Origin of the sequence: Lysobacter antibioticus (assembly GCF_001442535.1) — a bacterium.
Lineage (GTDB): Bacteria > Pseudomonadota > Gammaproteobacteria > Xanthomonadales > Xanthomonadaceae > Lysobacter > Lysobacter antibioticus.
Window position 1 is genome coordinate 500,308 of record NZ_CP013141.1, and the last position, 15,450, is coordinate 515,757.

At 67.6% G+C, this 15,450-nt stretch carries 13 protein-coding genes; 8 read left to right on the forward strand and 5 right to left on the reverse strand.

Going from position 1 to position 15,450, the window contains the following annotated elements:
• Window positions 1–4 precede the first annotated feature (4 nt).
• A complete protein-coding gene (locus GLA29479_RS02075) occupies window positions 5–253 on the forward strand; it encodes a hypothetical protein (RefSeq protein WP_144436312.1) in 249 nt (82 codons plus the stop codon).
• A gap of 87 nt (window positions 254–340) precedes the next feature.
• On the opposite strand, the gene GLA29479_RS02080 is transcribed toward GLA29479_RS02075, so the two are convergent.
• Window positions 341–4,048: an indolepyruvate ferredoxin oxidoreductase family protein gene (locus tag GLA29479_RS02080; protein WP_057970632.1), complete on the reverse strand. Its 3,708-nt coding sequence runs from the start codon at window positions 4,046–4,048 to the stop codon at window positions 341–343.
• A 283-nt stretch (window positions 4,049–4,331) separates the two neighbouring features.
• Between GLA29479_RS02080 and GLA29479_RS02085 the strand changes: the two genes are divergently transcribed.
• Both GLA29479_RS02085 and GLA29479_RS02095 read left to right on the forward strand, forming a co-directional pair.
• Entirely contained in the window at window positions 4,332–4,685 is a 354-nt protein-coding gene (locus GLA29479_RS02085; RefSeq protein WP_144436313.1) for a hypothetical protein, read from the forward strand.
• Window positions 4,686–4,820: 135 nt separating this feature from the next.
• Entirely contained in the window at window positions 4,821–5,396 is a 576-nt protein-coding gene (locus tag GLA29479_RS02095; protein ID WP_057970634.1) for a GNAT family N-acetyltransferase, read from the forward strand.
• Between the two features lie 13 nt (window positions 5,397–5,409).
• Here GLA29479_RS02095 and GLA29479_RS25145 read toward each other — a convergent pair whose 3' ends face one another.
• Window positions 5,410–5,964: a hypothetical protein gene (locus tag GLA29479_RS25145; protein ID WP_169795602.1), complete on the reverse strand. Its 555-nt coding sequence runs from the start codon at window positions 5,962–5,964 to the stop codon at window positions 5,410–5,412.
• A 359-nt stretch (window positions 5,965–6,323) separates the two neighbouring features.
• Here GLA29479_RS25145 and GLA29479_RS02100 point away from each other — a divergent pair, with 359 nt between their 5' ends.
• Both GLA29479_RS02100 and GLA29479_RS02105 read left to right on the forward strand, forming a co-directional pair.
• Window positions 6,324–6,935, forward strand: coding sequence for a class I SAM-dependent methyltransferase (locus tag GLA29479_RS02100; RefSeq protein WP_057970635.1), 612 nt, complete (start codon window positions 6,324–6,326; stop codon window positions 6,933–6,935).
• Entirely contained in the window at window positions 6,932–7,822 is an 891-nt protein-coding gene (locus GLA29479_RS02105; RefSeq protein WP_057970636.1) for a DMT family transporter, read from the forward strand. The genes GLA29479_RS02100 and GLA29479_RS02105 overlap by 4 nt, the downstream gene beginning before the upstream one ends.
• A 77-nt stretch (window positions 7,823–7,899) precedes the next feature.
• On the opposite strand, the gene nagA is transcribed toward GLA29479_RS02105, so the two are convergent.
• From nagA to GLA29479_RS02120, 3 genes are read right to left on the reverse strand one after another with little or no spacing between them, the layout of a single operon-like run.
• Entirely contained in the window at window positions 7,900–9,033 is a 1,134-nt protein-coding gene (gene nagA / locus GLA29479_RS02110; protein WP_057970637.1) for an N-acetylglucosamine-6-phosphate deacetylase, read from the reverse strand.
• An 8-nt stretch (window positions 9,034–9,041) separates the two neighbouring features.
• Window positions 9,042–10,052 carry an SIS domain-containing protein gene (locus tag GLA29479_RS02115; protein WP_057920262.1) on the reverse strand — a complete coding sequence of 337 codons (1,011 nt, stop codon included), beginning with the start codon at window positions 10,050–10,052 and terminating at the stop codon, window positions 9,042–9,044.
• 35 nt (window positions 10,053–10,087) lie between these two features.
• Window positions 10,088–10,840 carry a GntR family transcriptional regulator gene (locus GLA29479_RS02120; protein ID WP_057970638.1) on the reverse strand — a complete coding sequence of 251 codons (753 nt, stop codon included), beginning with the start codon at window positions 10,838–10,840 and terminating at the stop codon, window positions 10,088–10,090.
• A 149-nt stretch (window positions 10,841–10,989) separates the two neighbouring features.
• On the opposite strand from GLA29479_RS02120, the gene zwf reads away from it, so the two are divergent.
• From zwf to edd, 3 genes are all read left to right on the forward strand, one after another.
• Window positions 10,990–12,507: a glucose-6-phosphate dehydrogenase gene (gene zwf, locus GLA29479_RS02125; protein ID WP_057970639.1), complete on the forward strand. Its 1,518-nt coding sequence runs from the start codon at window positions 10,990–10,992 to the stop codon at window positions 12,505–12,507.
• Complete coding sequence (pgl, locus tag GLA29479_RS02130) at window positions 12,491–13,246, forward strand: 6-phosphogluconolactonase (RefSeq protein WP_248842784.1); 756 nt, start codon at window positions 12,491–12,493, stop codon at window positions 13,244–13,246. Before zwf ends, pgl begins: the two co-directional genes overlap by 17 nt.
• A 354-nt stretch (window positions 13,247–13,600) precedes the next feature.
• Entirely contained in the window at window positions 13,601–15,421 is a 1,821-nt protein-coding gene (gene edd, locus GLA29479_RS02135; RefSeq protein WP_057919538.1) for a phosphogluconate dehydratase, read from the forward strand.
• Window positions 15,422–15,450: the final 29 nt, after the last annotated feature.

Consider the following 15,450-nt stretch of genomic DNA (forward strand, 5'->3'; position numbering starts at 1 on the left):
GGCCATGACGATGATTTCTACGGATATGCAGGAAACGCGCAACGCGTTCGGAACGTTTCTACGCTCGTTGGCGGAAGGCATGGCGACGCAGCAGGACTGGCGCCGCTTCACGATCGCGCACTACCACGATCCCACCCTGGAAGCCGCGCGGATCGAACTGGTCCGCGCCTCGCAGCACGAATCGGAAATGCCGACCGAGTCGTCGAAAGTGCAGGATCTGGCGAGCGAGATCGATCGCCGCTTCAGCAGCTGAAACGCGCTGAACCCCGATCGGCGCGATCAACTTCGCGCGCAACAAAAAGCCCCGCATGCGGGGCTTTTTGTTTGACGCCGGCGAGGCTCAGGCCGCCTGTACGATCCGCAGCGGGTTGCGGTATTCCTTCAGCAACTCGGCCTCGCGCTCCTTGGCCTTGTGCAGGTGCGCTTCCTTGACGTGGCCGTAGCCGCGGATGTGTTCCGGGACGCTGGCGATTTCGGCGGCGAGATCGACATTGCCGCCGTCCAGGGTCGCCAGCAGGCCGGTCACGGTCTGCTCGTAGTCGGCGATCAGCTGGCGCTCCATCTTGCGCTCTTCGGTGTAGCCGAAGATGTCGAGCTTGCTGCCGCGCAGCTTGCGCAACTTCGCCATCCACTTGAACGCGGTGAACACCCAGGGGCCGAATTCCTGCTTGATCAGGCGGCCCTGGTCGTCCTTCTTGGCCAGCAGCGGCGGCGCGAGGTGGAACTTGAGCTTGTAGTCGCCGTCGAACTGCTGCTCCAGCTTGCGCTGGAAATCGCCGCTGGTGTACAGGCGCGCGACTTCGTATTCGTCCTTGTAGGCCATCAGCTTGAACGAATAACGCGCCACCGCCTCGGCCAGATCGGTCGAGCCCGGCGCCTTGGCCTGCTCGGCCGCGCGGACCTTGGCGACGAAGTCGGCGTAACGCTTGGCGTAGCCTGCGTCCTGGTATTCGGTGAGGAAGGCGACGCGGCGCGAGATCAACTCGTCGAGCGAACGCGACAGGCGCAGGTCGTCGAGCGGCAGGAAGGCGACGTTGTCGCTGTCGGCATTCGCAGGCACATGACGCAGTTCGTCTTCGTTGCGGGTCGCGCGCGGGGCCGAGGTCGCACCCCATTCGTTGCCTTCCCATTCGCCCGGCGCCAGGTGCGGCAGGGCGTGCGGCGTCGCTTCGGCGGCGGTCGGTGCGTTGCGCACCAGGCCGGCGGCTTCGGCGACCGCTTTCGGGTCGATCGCGGCCAGGCGGCCCCAGGCGAACGCGGTCTTGTTCATCTCGATCGCGGCGCCGTTGAGCTCGACCGCGCGCATCAGGGCATCGAACGAGATCGGCACCAGTGCGCGCTGCCAGGCGTAGCCGAGGATGAACAGATTGGTCGCGATGGCGTCGCCGAGCAGGGCGGTGGCGAGCTGGGTCGCATCGACCAGCAGCGGCTCTTCGCCGCCCAGCGCCTGGCGCACCGCGGCGACGATGTCGGCGGCGGGGAACTGCATGTCGGGGCGGGTGGTGAAGGTGCCCGGCATCGCTTCGTAGGTGTTGAGCACGACCGCGCTGCGGCCGGCACGCACCTTCGACAGCGCCCAGTAGTCGTTGACCACGACCATGTCGCAGCCGAGCACCAGGTCGGCCTCGCCGGCGGCGATGCGCACGGCGTGGATGTCGGCCGGGGTCTTGGCGATGCGGATGTGGGTGGTGACCGCGCCGCCCTTCTGCGCCAGGCCGGTCTGGTCGAGCACGCTCGCGCCTTTGCCTTCCAGATGGCCGGCCATGCCGAGCAGGGCGCCGATCGTGACCACGCCGGTGCCGCCGACGCCGGTGATGAGGATGTTCCAGGGCGTGTCGAGCGCCGGCAGCTGCGGCGCCGGCAGGTTCTGCAGGCGGTCCTTGGCCGAGGAGCCTTTCTTCTTCTTCAAGCCGCCGCCTTCGACGGTGACGAAGCTCGGGCAGAAGCCGTTGACGCAGGAATAGTCCTTGTTGCAGTTCGACTGGTCGATCTCGCGCTTGCGGCCGAACTCGGTTTCCTTCGGCAGCACCGACACGCAGAACGACTTCTTGCCGCAATCGCCGCAGCCTTCGCAGACCAGGGTGTTGACCATGACCCGCTTCTGCGGGTCGACCATCTTGCCGCGCTTGCGGCGGCGGCGCTTCTCGGTCGCGCAGGTCTGGTCGAAGATCAGCACGCTGGTGCCCTTGACCTCGCGCAGGCGCTTTTGCACTGCGTCGAGTTCCTTGCGGTCATGGAACTCCATGTCGCTGGGGAAGATCTCGCGCTTGTTCCACTTGGCGATGTCGTCCGACAGCAGGACGATGGTGTGCACGCCTTCCGAACGCACCTGGTGGGCGATCTGCGGCACCGACAAGGTGCCGTCGACGGGCTGGCCGCCGGTCATCGCGACCGCGTCGTTGTAGAGGATCTTGTAGGTGATGTTGACGCCGGTGGCGACCGACTGGCGGATCGCCAGCGAGCCGCTGTGGAAATAGGTGCCGTCGCCGAGGTTCTGGAACACGTGTTCGGTGTCGGTGAACGCCGATTGGCCCGACCAGGTCACGCCTTCACCGCCCATATGGGTGAAGGTGTTGGTGTCGCGGTCCATCCAGGTGACCATGTAGTGGCAGCCGATGCCGCCCAGCGCGCGCGAGCCCTCCGGCACCACGGTCGAGGTGTTGTGCGGGCAGCCCGAGCAGTAATGCGGCACGCGCGGGAACGAGGCGCGCGGCAGGGCGAGTTCGCTTTCCTTCTCGGCCATCCAGCGCAGCACGTTTTCCATGTGCTCGGAGTTGTGGAAGCGCTGGATGCGCCGCGCGATCACGCCGGCGATGCGCGCCGGGGTCAGCTCGCCGGTCGAGGGCAGGATCCACTCGCCGCTCTCGTCGTACTTGCCGACGATCGACGGACGGCGCTCACCGTCCCAGTTGTACATCGACTCCTTCATCTGGCTTTCGATGAAGGCGTGCTTCTCCTCGACCACCAGGATGTCGTCGAGGCCGCGCGCGAACGCGCGCAGGCCGACCGGTTCCAGCGGCCAGGTCATGCCGACCTTGTAGACGCGGATGCCGAGGTCGGAGCAGGCGCGTTCGTCCAGGCCCAGGTACTCCAGCGCCTGCAGCACGTCGAGATAGCTCTTGCCGGTGGTGATGATGCCCAGGCGCGCGTTCGGCGAATCGATCACCGTGCGGTCGATGCCGTTGGCGCGGGCGAAGGCCTGCGCGGCCTTGACCGCGTACTGGTGCAGGCGCATTTCCTGGTCCATCGGCGGGTCGGGCCAGCGGATGCTCAGGCCGCCCGGCGGCATGACGAAGTCGTCCGGGGTGACGATCTGCAGCGCCAGCGGATTGACGTCGACCGAGGCCGAGGATTCGACCGTCTCGGCGATGGTCTTGAAGCCGACCCAGCGCCCGGTGAAGCGCGACATGGCCCAGCCGATCAGGCCCATGTCGAGGATGTCCTGCACGCCGGCCGGGTTCAGGATCGGCATCATCGCGCTGGTGAACTCGCCTTCCGAGCCGTGCGGCAGGGTCGAGGAGCGGCAGGCGTGGTCGTCCGCGGCCAGGGCCAGGACGCCGCCGTACTTGCTGGTGCCGGCGGCATTGGCGTGCTTGAACACGTCGCCGGTGCGGTCCACGCCGGGGCCCTTGCCGTACCACATGCCGTACACGCCCTCGACCTTGGCGCCGGGGAACAGGTTGGTCTGCTGGGTGCCCCAGACCATGGTCGCGCCGAGGTCCTCGTTGAGGCCCGGGGTGAACTTCACCCCGGAGGCTTCCAGGTACTTGCGCGCGCGCCATAGCTCCAGGTCGAAGCCGCCCAGCGGCGAACCGCGGTAGCCGGAGATGAAGCCGGCGGTATTGAGGCCGGCGGCCTGGTCGCGCAGCCGCTGCATCAGCGGCAGGCGCACCAGCGCCTGCACGCCGCTCAGGTAGATGCGGCCTTCCTGACGGGTGTACTTGTGATCGAGCGAATAGTCCGGATCGAGGACGCTGTTGGTCAGGTCGGCTGCATTGAGTTGAGATGCAGCCGACGAAGGCGAGCTGAGTTCTGCGGTGCTGGTCATGGGCGGGCTCTCGCGGCGGTGCCGCGGGTTGGCTGGCGGGGCGGGACGGCATCCCGGCCGGGACGGCGGTGGCGCGCCGGGGCCCGAGCAAAGACTCGGAATTATAGCCTTTGGGCCCAATCGCGCCGTGAGCCGGGCGGTGAGCCCGGTCGAGTGTGACGGTCGGCGCGGCCGCCGTGCCGGCGTACCAGGGCGTATTGCCGGGGAGATTGACGGATGCCGCGCCGTTCAGCAGCATCGCGCGGCTTCGAGCCTCGTTGTCGGGCGCCCCTCCGGAGAGCCTGTGGCTCAAGACCTTTACTGCTGGCGCTGCGATCGCGTCGTGCCGATGCTGACCGAACCCGAATGGGAGCGGATGGCGCCGGCCCTCGATGAGGCCGTCGCCGAAGTGCAGCGTTACCGTGTCTCGACGGCGAGCTCGCTGCAGACTGCCTTGGCCCGGCCGCATGGCCGCGGCGCGCTCAAGCTGTATTACCGGATGACCGGGCAGCTCGAAACCAAGCCCGACGCCATCCGTCACCATCGTCTGTCCCTGTACGGGCCGCCGTGCGCGCATTGCGGCAAGCCGCTGCGCACGCCGCGCGCGAGTCACTGCGCCGCTTGCGGCGCGATGCGGGCCGAGGCTGCGGTCGAGTAGGGCCGGATCGGTTCGGATGTCGCGACCGCGTCGATTTCGATGAGCGGATCGCGATGATCGCCGCCGCTGAGCGCTGAGTCGCAAGACACTGCACCGCGTTTGGGAGCCGCATCGCCGAGCAGGTAGAGTTGCGTCATGACCGCCTTCGACCAAGTCGTCCTGTCCACGCAACGCTTGTTGTTGCGACCGCTCGCCGCCGCCGATGCCGGCGCCTTGATGGCGATCTATGCCGATCCCGAGGTGATGCGTTACGGCAGCTCGCCGCCGTGGGATTCGATCGAGAAAGCCGATGCGCAGATCGTCCGCGACCGCGAGGCGATGGCCGCCGGCCACTTCCTCCGCCTCGGCCTGCAGCGGGTCGACGACGGCGCGCTGATCGGCACCTGCACCTTGTTCAATCTCGACCCGCCTTGCCGCCGCGCCGAAATCGGTTATGCCCTGGCCGTGTCGGCCTGGTCGCGCGGTTACATGTGCGAAGCCCTGCCGGCGCTGATCGATTTCGGTTTCGAGGCGATGGACCTCAACCGCATCGAGGCCGACATCGACCCGCGCAACACCGCCTCGACCAAGAGCATCGAGCGACAGGGGTTCGTGCGCGAGGGCTATCTGCGCGAGCGCTGGATCGTGCAGGGCGTATTTTCGGATACGGCTTTGTATGCGTTGTTGCGCAGCGATTGGCAGGCGCAGCGGCGCAAGGTGGCTTCAGGGTAGGAAGCGCGTTGTTTCATGTTCGCGTCGTCGCCCCATGTAACCCCAGGGTAGGAGCGACGCAAGTCGCGACCGCGCTCGTCCACGCGGTCGGCGTGCGAGGCGAGGCCAAGCGACAGAAGTCGTTGCCGTAGATGTTGCCGTTGCCGTTGCCGTTGCTGTTGCTGTTGCTGTGCGCAGCTTCGCGCTCGCGAAGGCAACCGAAGACCCGGAGGGCGGCCTGCATGGATGCAGGCCGTTTTTCATCGGGACAAGGATGTCCCGTATGAAAAATCCCTGCGTCGGCAACGCTCGTGCGGGCTCTTGATTCAAAGAAAAGCATTTTTCTTTGGTTACCTTTCTTTTGTTGCTTATGACAAAAGAAAGTAACCCGCCGCTTTAGTGGCGGAAGCTTTAGGCGTTTGATCTTGGTCTTTGAAAAGCCTGAAGCAGAAGCAAAGCTTCCGTCCGCTGACGCGGCCGGGTTACTTTCTTTTGCTGGCCCAAAAGAAAGATAACCAAAGAAAAGGCCTTCCTTGACGAAGCTCCCCTGCGAGCGCGCAGCCTGCGCCGGGATTTTCCGATAAGACATCCCTGTCTTATCGGAAAACGCCGCACGTCCTGTGCGGCGCCCTCCGGGTCTCCACTTAACCGGTAAAGCGGCAAAGCGGATCAAAATCTCGGCAACGGCAACGGCAACGGCAACGGCAACGGCAACGGCAACGGCAACGGCAACGGTTGGTGGTTCGCGCCCGCTCTTGGGTAGGAGCGACGCAAGTCGCGACCGCGCCGCTTCGGTCTCGCGTCGATATCGACCGCACCCCTCCATGCCCGCGGCGCAGACCGCGATGGCGACCCGGCGCCTTTCGATAAGGTCGGCATAACCAGCGGCCTCGCCGTATGTTTATATGGCGCGTCGGCAACACGGCTCGACCGCAGGAGAACGTTCCGATGGCATCGTCTCAGCCCAATAACCGCCGTACCGTCGCCGCTTACGAAAAATGCGCGCACGACTATGCCGCCTCGGTGTCGCGGCAGCCGTCGGTGGCGGGGGCGGAGGCGCTGCGGCGGCTCGCCGATGCGCTGCCGTCCGGCGACGGCGTGCTGGAGATCGGGTCGGGGCCCGGATGGGATGCGGATTTCCTGGAGGGGCTCGCGGTGCCGGTCCATCGCACCGACGTGACCCGGGCCTTCTGCGAATTCCAGGTGCAGCGCGGCCGCCGGGCCGAGGTGTTCGATCTGCTCACCGACGCAATCGAGGGGCGCTATGCCGGCGTCCTGATGCTGTGCGTGCTGCAGCACTTCGAACGCGGCGATATGGATGGCGTGCTGCGCAAGCTGGCCCAGGCCCTGGTCCCCGAGGGGGCTTTGCTGCTGTCGTACCCGCTGGGCGAAGGCGAGTTCTGGGAGCACGGCGACTCGGGCGACTATCGGGTGGTGCTGTGGTCGGAGGCGGGGCTGGACGAACGTCTGCGTCGTGCGGGCTTCGCGATCGACTGGGCGTCGCGCTTCGACGGCAGGGACGGCCCCTGGCGCACCGTGCTCGCCCGGAGGACGCGATGAGCCGGCGCGCCTGGTGGTTGTTCCTCGCCTTGGGCGTGATCTGGGGTGTGCCCTATCTGTTGATCCGGATCGCCGTCGCCGACGTGTCGCCGGTGTCGGTCGCGTTCGGGCGCACGCTCATCGGCGCGGCGCTGTTGCTGCCGATAGCGGCGGCACGCGGCGCGTTGCGGCCGCTGCTGTCTCACTGGCGGCCCTTGCTCGCATTCACCGTGGTGGAGATCAGCATCCCGTGGTGGTTGCTGGGCTATGCCGAGACCCGCATCAACAGTTCCACCGCCGGTTTGTTGATCGCCACCGTGCCGGTGATGACCGCCGGCCTGATGGCCCTGAGCGGTCACGAGAAGCTGGATGGCCGCCGGCTGGTGGGGCTTACCGTCGGCCTGGCGGGCGTAGGCGCTTTGGTGGGCCTGGACATCGACGTGTCCAACGGTTGGGCGATGGCGGCCGCACTCGCGACCGCATTGGGCTATGCCCTGGGCCCGATCATCATCAGCCGCTACCTGTCCGATGTGCCGCCGTTGGGCGTCATCGCCGCTTCGCTGGCGTTGGCGGCGATGGCCTACCTGCCCTTCATGCTCAGCGCATGGCCGGCGCAGATCACGATCGAGGCGGCCGGAGCGGTAGCGATATTGGGTGTGGTCTGCACCGCGCTGGCGTTCCTGCTGTTTTTCGCACTGATCGCCGAGGCGGGGCCGGCGCGGGCCACCGTCATCACCTATGTCAATCCGCTGGTGGCCTTGCTGTTGGGCGTGACTCTGCTGCACGAGCCGCTCACCTACGGCATGTGCGCAGGCTTCGTGCTGGTGCTGCTGGGCTCGTTCCTGGCCACCACGCGCAGCCCGCCTGGCGAGCCATCGCGTGCCGATCCGATCGAGCAGGGCGACTGAGGGGTGTCGTCGAGTGCATCGCCGACGTACCGCATCGCTGCGGCGGGTTCGGTTCTAGCGACGCGGGCGCGCGGCGGTTACGCCAACCCGCCGATCCAACTGCCGGTCACCCGCAACTCGTCGTCCAACACGACTAAATCGGCGCGATAGCCCGGTGCGATGCGCCCCAGCTCATGCTCCAGGCCGAGGAACTCGGCCGGATAAGTCGATGCCATGCGGCAGGCTTCGTCGAGCGGCAGGCCCAGGCGCTGCACGGTGTTGCGTACCGCGCTGGCCATGTCGAGCGCGGAGCCGGCGAGGGTGCCGGTGGCGGTGGTGCACTTGCCGTCGCGACAGGTCATGGTTTCGCCGTAGAGGACGAAGTCTTCCTGGGTGCCGCCGACCGGCGGCATCGCGTCGGTGACCAGCATGATCTTGCCGCGCGGTTTGGCGGCGATGGCGATGCGCAGCGAGGCGTCGTGGACGTGTTCGCCGTCGACGATCACGCCGCACCAGCTGTGCGGATCTTCGATGCAGGCGCCGACGCCGCCGGGTTCGCGGCTGCCGAGCGGGGTCATGGCGTTGAACAGATGGGTCACGCCGCGCACGCCGTGGGCGAAGGCGTCGCGCAGGCGCTCGTAGTCGGCGGCGGTGTGGCCGGCGCAGACCAGCACGCCGCGCGCGGCCAGCGCCTGCAGGGTGGCGTTGGCGAAGCGTTCGGGCGCGAGGGTGAGCATGGTCTTGCCGACGCCGAGCGAGGCGATCCGGTCGAGTTCTGCCTCGTCCGGGGTGTGGAACTTGTCCGGGTTGTGCACACCCTTGCGCGCGGCGGCGAGGTAGGGGCCTTCGAGATGGATGCCGAGGATGCCCGGTACGCCTTGCTGGATCGCTGCGCGCACGGCGTCGATCGCCGCGACCATCACCTCGACGTCGTCGCTGATCAGGGTCGGCAGCAGGCCGGTGGTGCCGTACTGGCGATGAGCCCCGGCGATGCGACGAATGCCGTCGACCGTGGGCGTGTCGTTGAGCAGCACGTCGCCGCCGCCATTGACCTGGGTGTCGATAAAGCCCGGCACCAGGTACTGGCCGTGCAGGTCGACGGTTTGCGCGCCGCTCGGCGCGGGGCCCGGCAACACCGCGACGATGTGGCCTTCTTCGACGATGACGGTCAGGTCGGACTCGAAGCCGCGCTCGCTGAGCACGCGGCCGTTGACGAACGCGGTGGCGGACATGCTGGGCCTCAGACCGTTTCGGTGACTTTGTTGAGATGCGGCGGCAGGTCCGGGTTGTGCCCGCGCGCCACCGACAAGGCGTTGACCGCCTTGTAGAAGCTCGCCACGGTCAGCAGCGGGGTCAGTGCCGGATGCACCGAGCGCGCGGTCGGCAACACGTCGCCGCCGGGCACGCCCGGCGCGGCCAGCCACACCGGCGCACCGCGCGAGCGGAACTCGCGCGCCACCGCCACCGTGCCGTCGCCGGTGCCGTCGTCCTGGGCGAAGGCGAGCACCGGGAAGCCGGGGCCGACGATCGCCATCGGCCCGTGCCGCACTTCCGCGCTGCTGAAGGCCTCGGCGTGCAGGCCGCAGGTTTCCTTGAACTTGAGCGCGGCTTCCTGGGCTGCGCCGAGGCCGAGGCCGCGGCCGACCACGAACAGGTTGTGCGCATCGACCAGGCCGTCGACCAGCGGCGACCAGTCCTGGCGCCAAGCCTCGCGCAGGCCGTCGGGCAGGGCGTGCACGGCGTTGAACAGGGCGGCGTCGTTGCTCCAGCGCGCGGTCAGTTGCAGCAGCGCGGCCAACGAGCACAGATAGCTCTTGGTCGCCGCGACGCTGGTTTCCGGGCCGGCGTGCAGGCCGAGCACGGTGTCGGCGATCTGCGCCAGGGGCGAGTCGGTCACGTTGACCAGGGCGACGACATGGGCGCCGGCGGCCTTGGCGATCTCGGCGTTACGCACCAGGTCCGGGCTTTTGCCCGATTGCGACACGGTCACGAACAGGGCGCCGTCGAGCTTGGGCTGGATCGCATAGACCGAGCCGACCGAAGGCGAGGCCGAGGCGGTGACCAAGCCAAGCTGGGTCTCGAACAAGTACTTGCCGTAGGTCGCGGCGTGATCGGAACTGCCGCGCGCGCAGGTGACGATGAAGCGCGGCGGATGTTTGTGCAGGCGCTCGGCGAGGTCGTCGACGATGTCGGCGTTGGCGGCGAACTGGCGGGCGACGGCATCGCCGGCTTCCTGCGCCTCGGCGTACATGCGCGTACTGGTGGCGTCGAGCAGGGTGTCTGTGGTCACGGCGTGGGTTCGCTCTGCAGTTCGGCGACGAAGTCGTAAGCGTCGCCGCGGTAGAAGGATCGGGTGAACTCGACGACGCGGCCGTCGTCGAGGAAGGTGCGGCGCTCGATGAACAATCCGGGGGCGCCTTCGGGCAGGTTCATCAGCCGCGCCTGTTCGGCGTCGAAGGCGATCGCGCGCAGCCGTTGCAGGGCGCGGGCCGGCTGGATGCCGAGCTTGGCGAAGGCTTCGTACAGCGAGTTCTCGACGAAGTCGGGATGCGCGATCACCGAAGCTGGCACCACCGTGCGTTCGAGCGCGAGCGCGACGCCGTCGGCGGTGCGCAAGCGGTAATAACGGATCACGCCCGCGCCCGGCGACAGGTTCAAGGCCATCGCTTCTTCCGGCGTGACCTCGCCGAGGCTGCGTTCGAGGAAGGTCGAGCGCGGGTCGAGCCCGCGCGCGCGCAGGTCGTCGGTGAAGCTGGTCAGGCGCGAGAACGATTTGACGATGCGCTCGGCGACGAAGGTGCCGGCGCCCTGGCGCTGCACCAACAGCCCATCGGCCACCAACCCGGCAATGGCCTTGCGCACAGTCACCCGCGACAGGTCGAGCAGCTTGCCGAGCTCGCGTTCGCCCGGCAGGGCCTGGCCGGCGGTCAGTTCGCCGTTTTCGATCGCGTGCTGCAGGGACCGGCGCAGGTGCTGATAGGCCGGCGCGCGTCGGGCGTCGCTCTGGCGGCGGAACTCGCTGACCAAATAGGGCTGCATGGCAAAAAGATACCAGTCGCAGACCACTGGCGGCAACAAGTGTCTGATTCGCCTGCGTAAATGATTGAAAAATGGATAATTTGTCGAAGTGGTATCTTACTGGTATCTTTACTGGTATGGTTCCTAACGAGACCTGTCCGAGCCCGCCCATGAGTGTCTACTCCGTGCCGACCCCCTCCCACGCCCCGCATCTGGCGCCGCTGGCCCCGTTCGACCTGGTGATCTTCGGCGGCACCGGCGACCTGGCCCTGCGCAAGCTCCTGCCCGCCTTGTTCCACCGCTATGTCGACGGCCAGATCGTCGCCGGCACCCGCATCGTCGCGATCGCCCGCGACGAGCGCAGCGACGAGGACTACCGCGGCAAGATCCGCGAGGCGCTGCAGAATTTCGCCGGCGAGCAGGCGCGCGACGGCGACGCCCTCAACGGGTTCCTGGGGCTGCTGTACTACCGCCGTCTCGACCTCAGCTCCGACGCCGGCTGGCCCGAGTTCGCCGCCGAGTTCCCCGACGAAGAGCGCGTCCGCGTGTTCTATCTCGCGGTCGGCCCGGACTTGTTCGGCGTGGTCGGCGACCGCCTGCATTCGCACGGCCTGGTCGGGCCCAAGACCCGGGTCGTGGTCGAGAAGCCGCTCGGCAAGGACGGCGTCAGCGCCGATGCGATCAACAACGCGCTCGGCCGCGTGTTCGCCGAAACCCAGATTTTCCGCATCGACCACTACCTCGGTAAGGAAACGGTGCAGAACCTGACCGCGTTGCGCTTCGGCAACGCCTTGTTCGAGCCGCTGTGGAAGGCCGAGCACATCGACCACGTGCAGATCACCGTCGCCGAGACCGTCGGCGTGGAATCGCGCGCGCCGTACTACGACAAGTCCGGCGCGCTGCGCGACATGGTCCAGAACCATCTGCTGCAGTTGCTGTGCCTAGTCGCGATGGAGCCGCCGTCGTCGCTCGCCGCCGACGCGATCCGCGACGAGAAACTGAAAGTGCTGCGCGCCTTGCGCCCGATCGAGAACGGCAATGCCGCGCAATCCACCGTGCGCGGCCAGTACAAGGCCGGCGCGGTCGACGGACGCGCGGTGCCAGGCTATGCGCAAGAGCTCGGCGCGCAGTCGCTGACCGAAACCTTCGTGGCGATCAAGGCCGAAGTGAAGAACTGGCGCTGGGCCGGGGTGCCGTTCTACCTGCGCACCGGCAAGCGCCTGGCCGAGCGTTCGTCCGAGATCGTGGTGACCTTCCGCCAGGTGCCGCATTCGATCTTCGAAGACCTCACCGAACAAGACCCGTCCAGCCGGCTGGCGCCGAACAAGCTGGTACTGCGTCTGCAGCCCGATGAAGGCGTGAAGCTGTGGCTGATGAACAAGGTGCCCGGCCCCGGCGGTCTGCGCCTGCGCCATGTGCCGCTGGACATGAGCTTCGCCGCGGCCTTCGGCGGGCGTCAGGCCGATGCCTACGAGCGCCTGCTGATGGACGTGGTGCGCGGCAACCCGATGCTGTTCATGCGTCGCGACGAAGTCGACGCGGCCTGGAAATGGATCGACCCGATCCGTGCCGCCTGGGCCGCGAGCGCCGACGCGCCGCGCCCGTACACCGCCGGCAGCTGGGGCCCGAGCGCCGCAGTGGCCTTGATCGAACGCGATGGGAGGACCTGGCATGAAGATGCAGGCTGAGCGACTGAAAGTGATCGAACCCTTGCCCCTGCCGTTGCACGAGCGTCTGTTCGACGATGGCGAGCAGCTCGCGCAAGCGCTGGCGAAACAGGTCGCGGCGGATCTGCGCGGCGCGCTCGCCCGCCACGGCGAAGCCTGCATCGCGCTGTCCGGCGGCAATACGCCGAAGCGCTTCTTCCAGGCCTTGTCGACCCAGACCCTGGACTGGGCGCGGGTGACCGTGCTGCCGATCGACGAGCGCTGGTTGCCGCCGGAGCATCCGCGTTCCAACGAACGGCTGCTGCGCGAATTCCTGTTGCAGCACAACGCCGCCGTCGCGCGTCTGTTGCCGCTGTACCGCCCGACCGAAACCCCGGAAGCGGCGCTGATGCCGGTGCTGACCAAGATCGCCAACGAAGGCCTGCCGCTCGACGTCGCGGTGCTCGGCATGGGCGACGACGGCCACGTGGCCTCATTGTTCCCCGACCTGGGTTACGACAATCCGGCCTTGCGCGAGATCGGCCTGCAACCGCGCGGCCGCGCACCGGTGATGTCGATCCGCACCGCGGCGATGCCGGAGCCGCGCATGACCCTGACCCTGAGCGCGATTTTCACCGCGCCGGCCTTGTACCTGCACATCGAAGGCGAGAAGAAGCGCGCGGTGCTCGACGGCGCGCAGCGCGATCCGCGCAGTGCGCTGCCGATCCGCTCAGTGCTGAGCGGCGCACCGGTCACACCGACCTTGTACTGGAGTCCTTGATCCCGTTGCCTGCATCGTCTGCCCGGCATTTGCTGTTCCCGATTCCCGATTCCCGATTCCCCATTTACGTTTCGCGTTCCGTCTCTCTCGCTCCACCCTTGGAGTCCGCAACACTCTTGGACTCCTCGACAGCCAGGCCCAGGCTCCCTCCCCTCCCAAGCTCAGGCCTTTGCTGTCGCCCCCTTCTTGAGGGGGCTGCGTCCGCTAGGCGGGCGCGGGGGGATTTGCTTTTGCCTTGGCTTCTCAGGAAGGTGTAGGTAGAGCCAATCCCCCTAACCCCCCTTTTTCGAAGGGGGGCACTGGCCGGCGCCATCGCAGGCGCCCCGAACGAATCGAGTACCCGTGAATACCCCTATGCATCCCGTTGTCGCGCAAGTCACGCACCGCATCCAGGAACGCAGCCGCGCGCGCCGCAATGCTTATCTCGCCCGCATCGATGCGGCGCTGAGCAGCGGCCCGCAACGCCGGCGCCTGTCCTGCGGCAACCTCGCTCACGGTTTCGCCGCCTGCGCGGCCGGCGACAAGAGCGCGCTGCGCTCGGGCCATGCGCCCAACCTGGGCATCGTCACCTCGTTCAACGACATGCTCTCGGCGCATCAGCCCTTGGAGCGGTTTCCCGACCTGCTCAAGACCGCCGCGCGCGAGGCCGGTGCGACCGCGCAGGTCGCCGGCGGCGTGCCGGCGATGTGCGACGGCGTCACCCAGGGCCGCGAAGGCATGGAGCTGTCGCTGTTCTCGCGCGACGTCATCGCCATGTCGACCGCGATCGCGCTTTCGCACGACATGTTCGACGCCGCGTTGTACCTGGGCGTGTGCGACAAGATCGTGCCGGGGCTGCTGATCGGCGCACTGCACTTCGGCCACCTGCCGGGCATCTTCGTGCCGGCCGGGCCGATGACCTCGGGCTTGCCGAACGACGAAAAATCGCGGGTGCGCCAGCGTTATGCCACCGGCGACGCTTCGCGCGAAGAATTGCTCGAAGCCGAGGCGCGCAGCTACCACGGCCCCGGCACCTGCACCTTCTACGGCACCGCCAATTCCAACCAGATGCTGATGGAACTGATGGGCCTGCACCTGCCGGGTTCGAGCTTCGTCCATCCCAACACGCCGCTGCGCGACGCACTGACCGCGCAGGCCGCGCAGCGCGCCGCGCAGATCACCGCGCTCGGCGACGACTACCGGCCGATCGGCCGCATCGTCGATGAGCGCGCGATCGTCAACGGCGTGATCGGCCTGCACGCGACCGGCGGTTCGACCAATCACCTGCTGCACCTGATCGCGATGGCCGCTGCGGCCGGGATCGAACTGCGCCTGGAGGATTTCGACGCGCTGTCCTCGGTCGTCCCGCTGCTGGCACGGGTGTATCCGAACGGCAGCGCCGACGTGAACCACTTCCACGCCGCCGGCGGCCTGGCCTATCTGATCGGCGAACTGCTCGACCACGGCCTGCTGCACGGCGACGTCGAAACCGTGGCCGGCCCGGGCCTGGCGCGCTACCGCATCGAGGCACGCCTCGACGACGCTGGCCAAGTCATGCACGTGCCGTCGGCGCCGACCAGCGCCGACACGGCGGTGCTGCGTCCGGTGACCGAACCGTTCCGGGTCGACGGCGGTCTGCGCGTGCTCGACGGCAATCTCGGCACCGCCGCGATCAAGGTCTCGGCCGTGCCCGAGGACCGCTGGACCGTGGAAGCGCCGTGCCGGGTGTTTACCGAACAGCATCAGGTCAAGCAGGCCTTCGAGCAGGGCGAACTCGATCGCGATGTGATCGTGGTCGTGCGTTTCCAGGGCCCGCGCGCGAACGGCATGCCGGAGCTGCACCAGCTCACTCCGACCTTGAGCGTGCTGCAAAAGCGCGGCCATCGCGTCGCTCTGGTCACCGACGGCCGTATGTCCGGCGCGTCCGGTCAGGTGCCGGCGGCGATTCATGTGACCCCGGAAGCCGCCTGCGGCGGCCCGCTGGCGAAGCTGCGCGACGGCGACGTGCTGCGCGTCGATGCGATCGCCGGAACCCTCAGCGTGCTGGCGCCGGCCGATTGGAGCGAGCGGGAAAACGCGGTCGTCGACTTGTCCTCGCACCACGTCGGTCTCGGCCGCGAACTGTTCGCCGCGTTCCGCGACTACGCCGCACCGGCGGACAAGGGCGCCGGCGTGTTCGGCGCGCTGCCGCTGTGATCGTCCACCCGAATTCCTAATTCCCAACC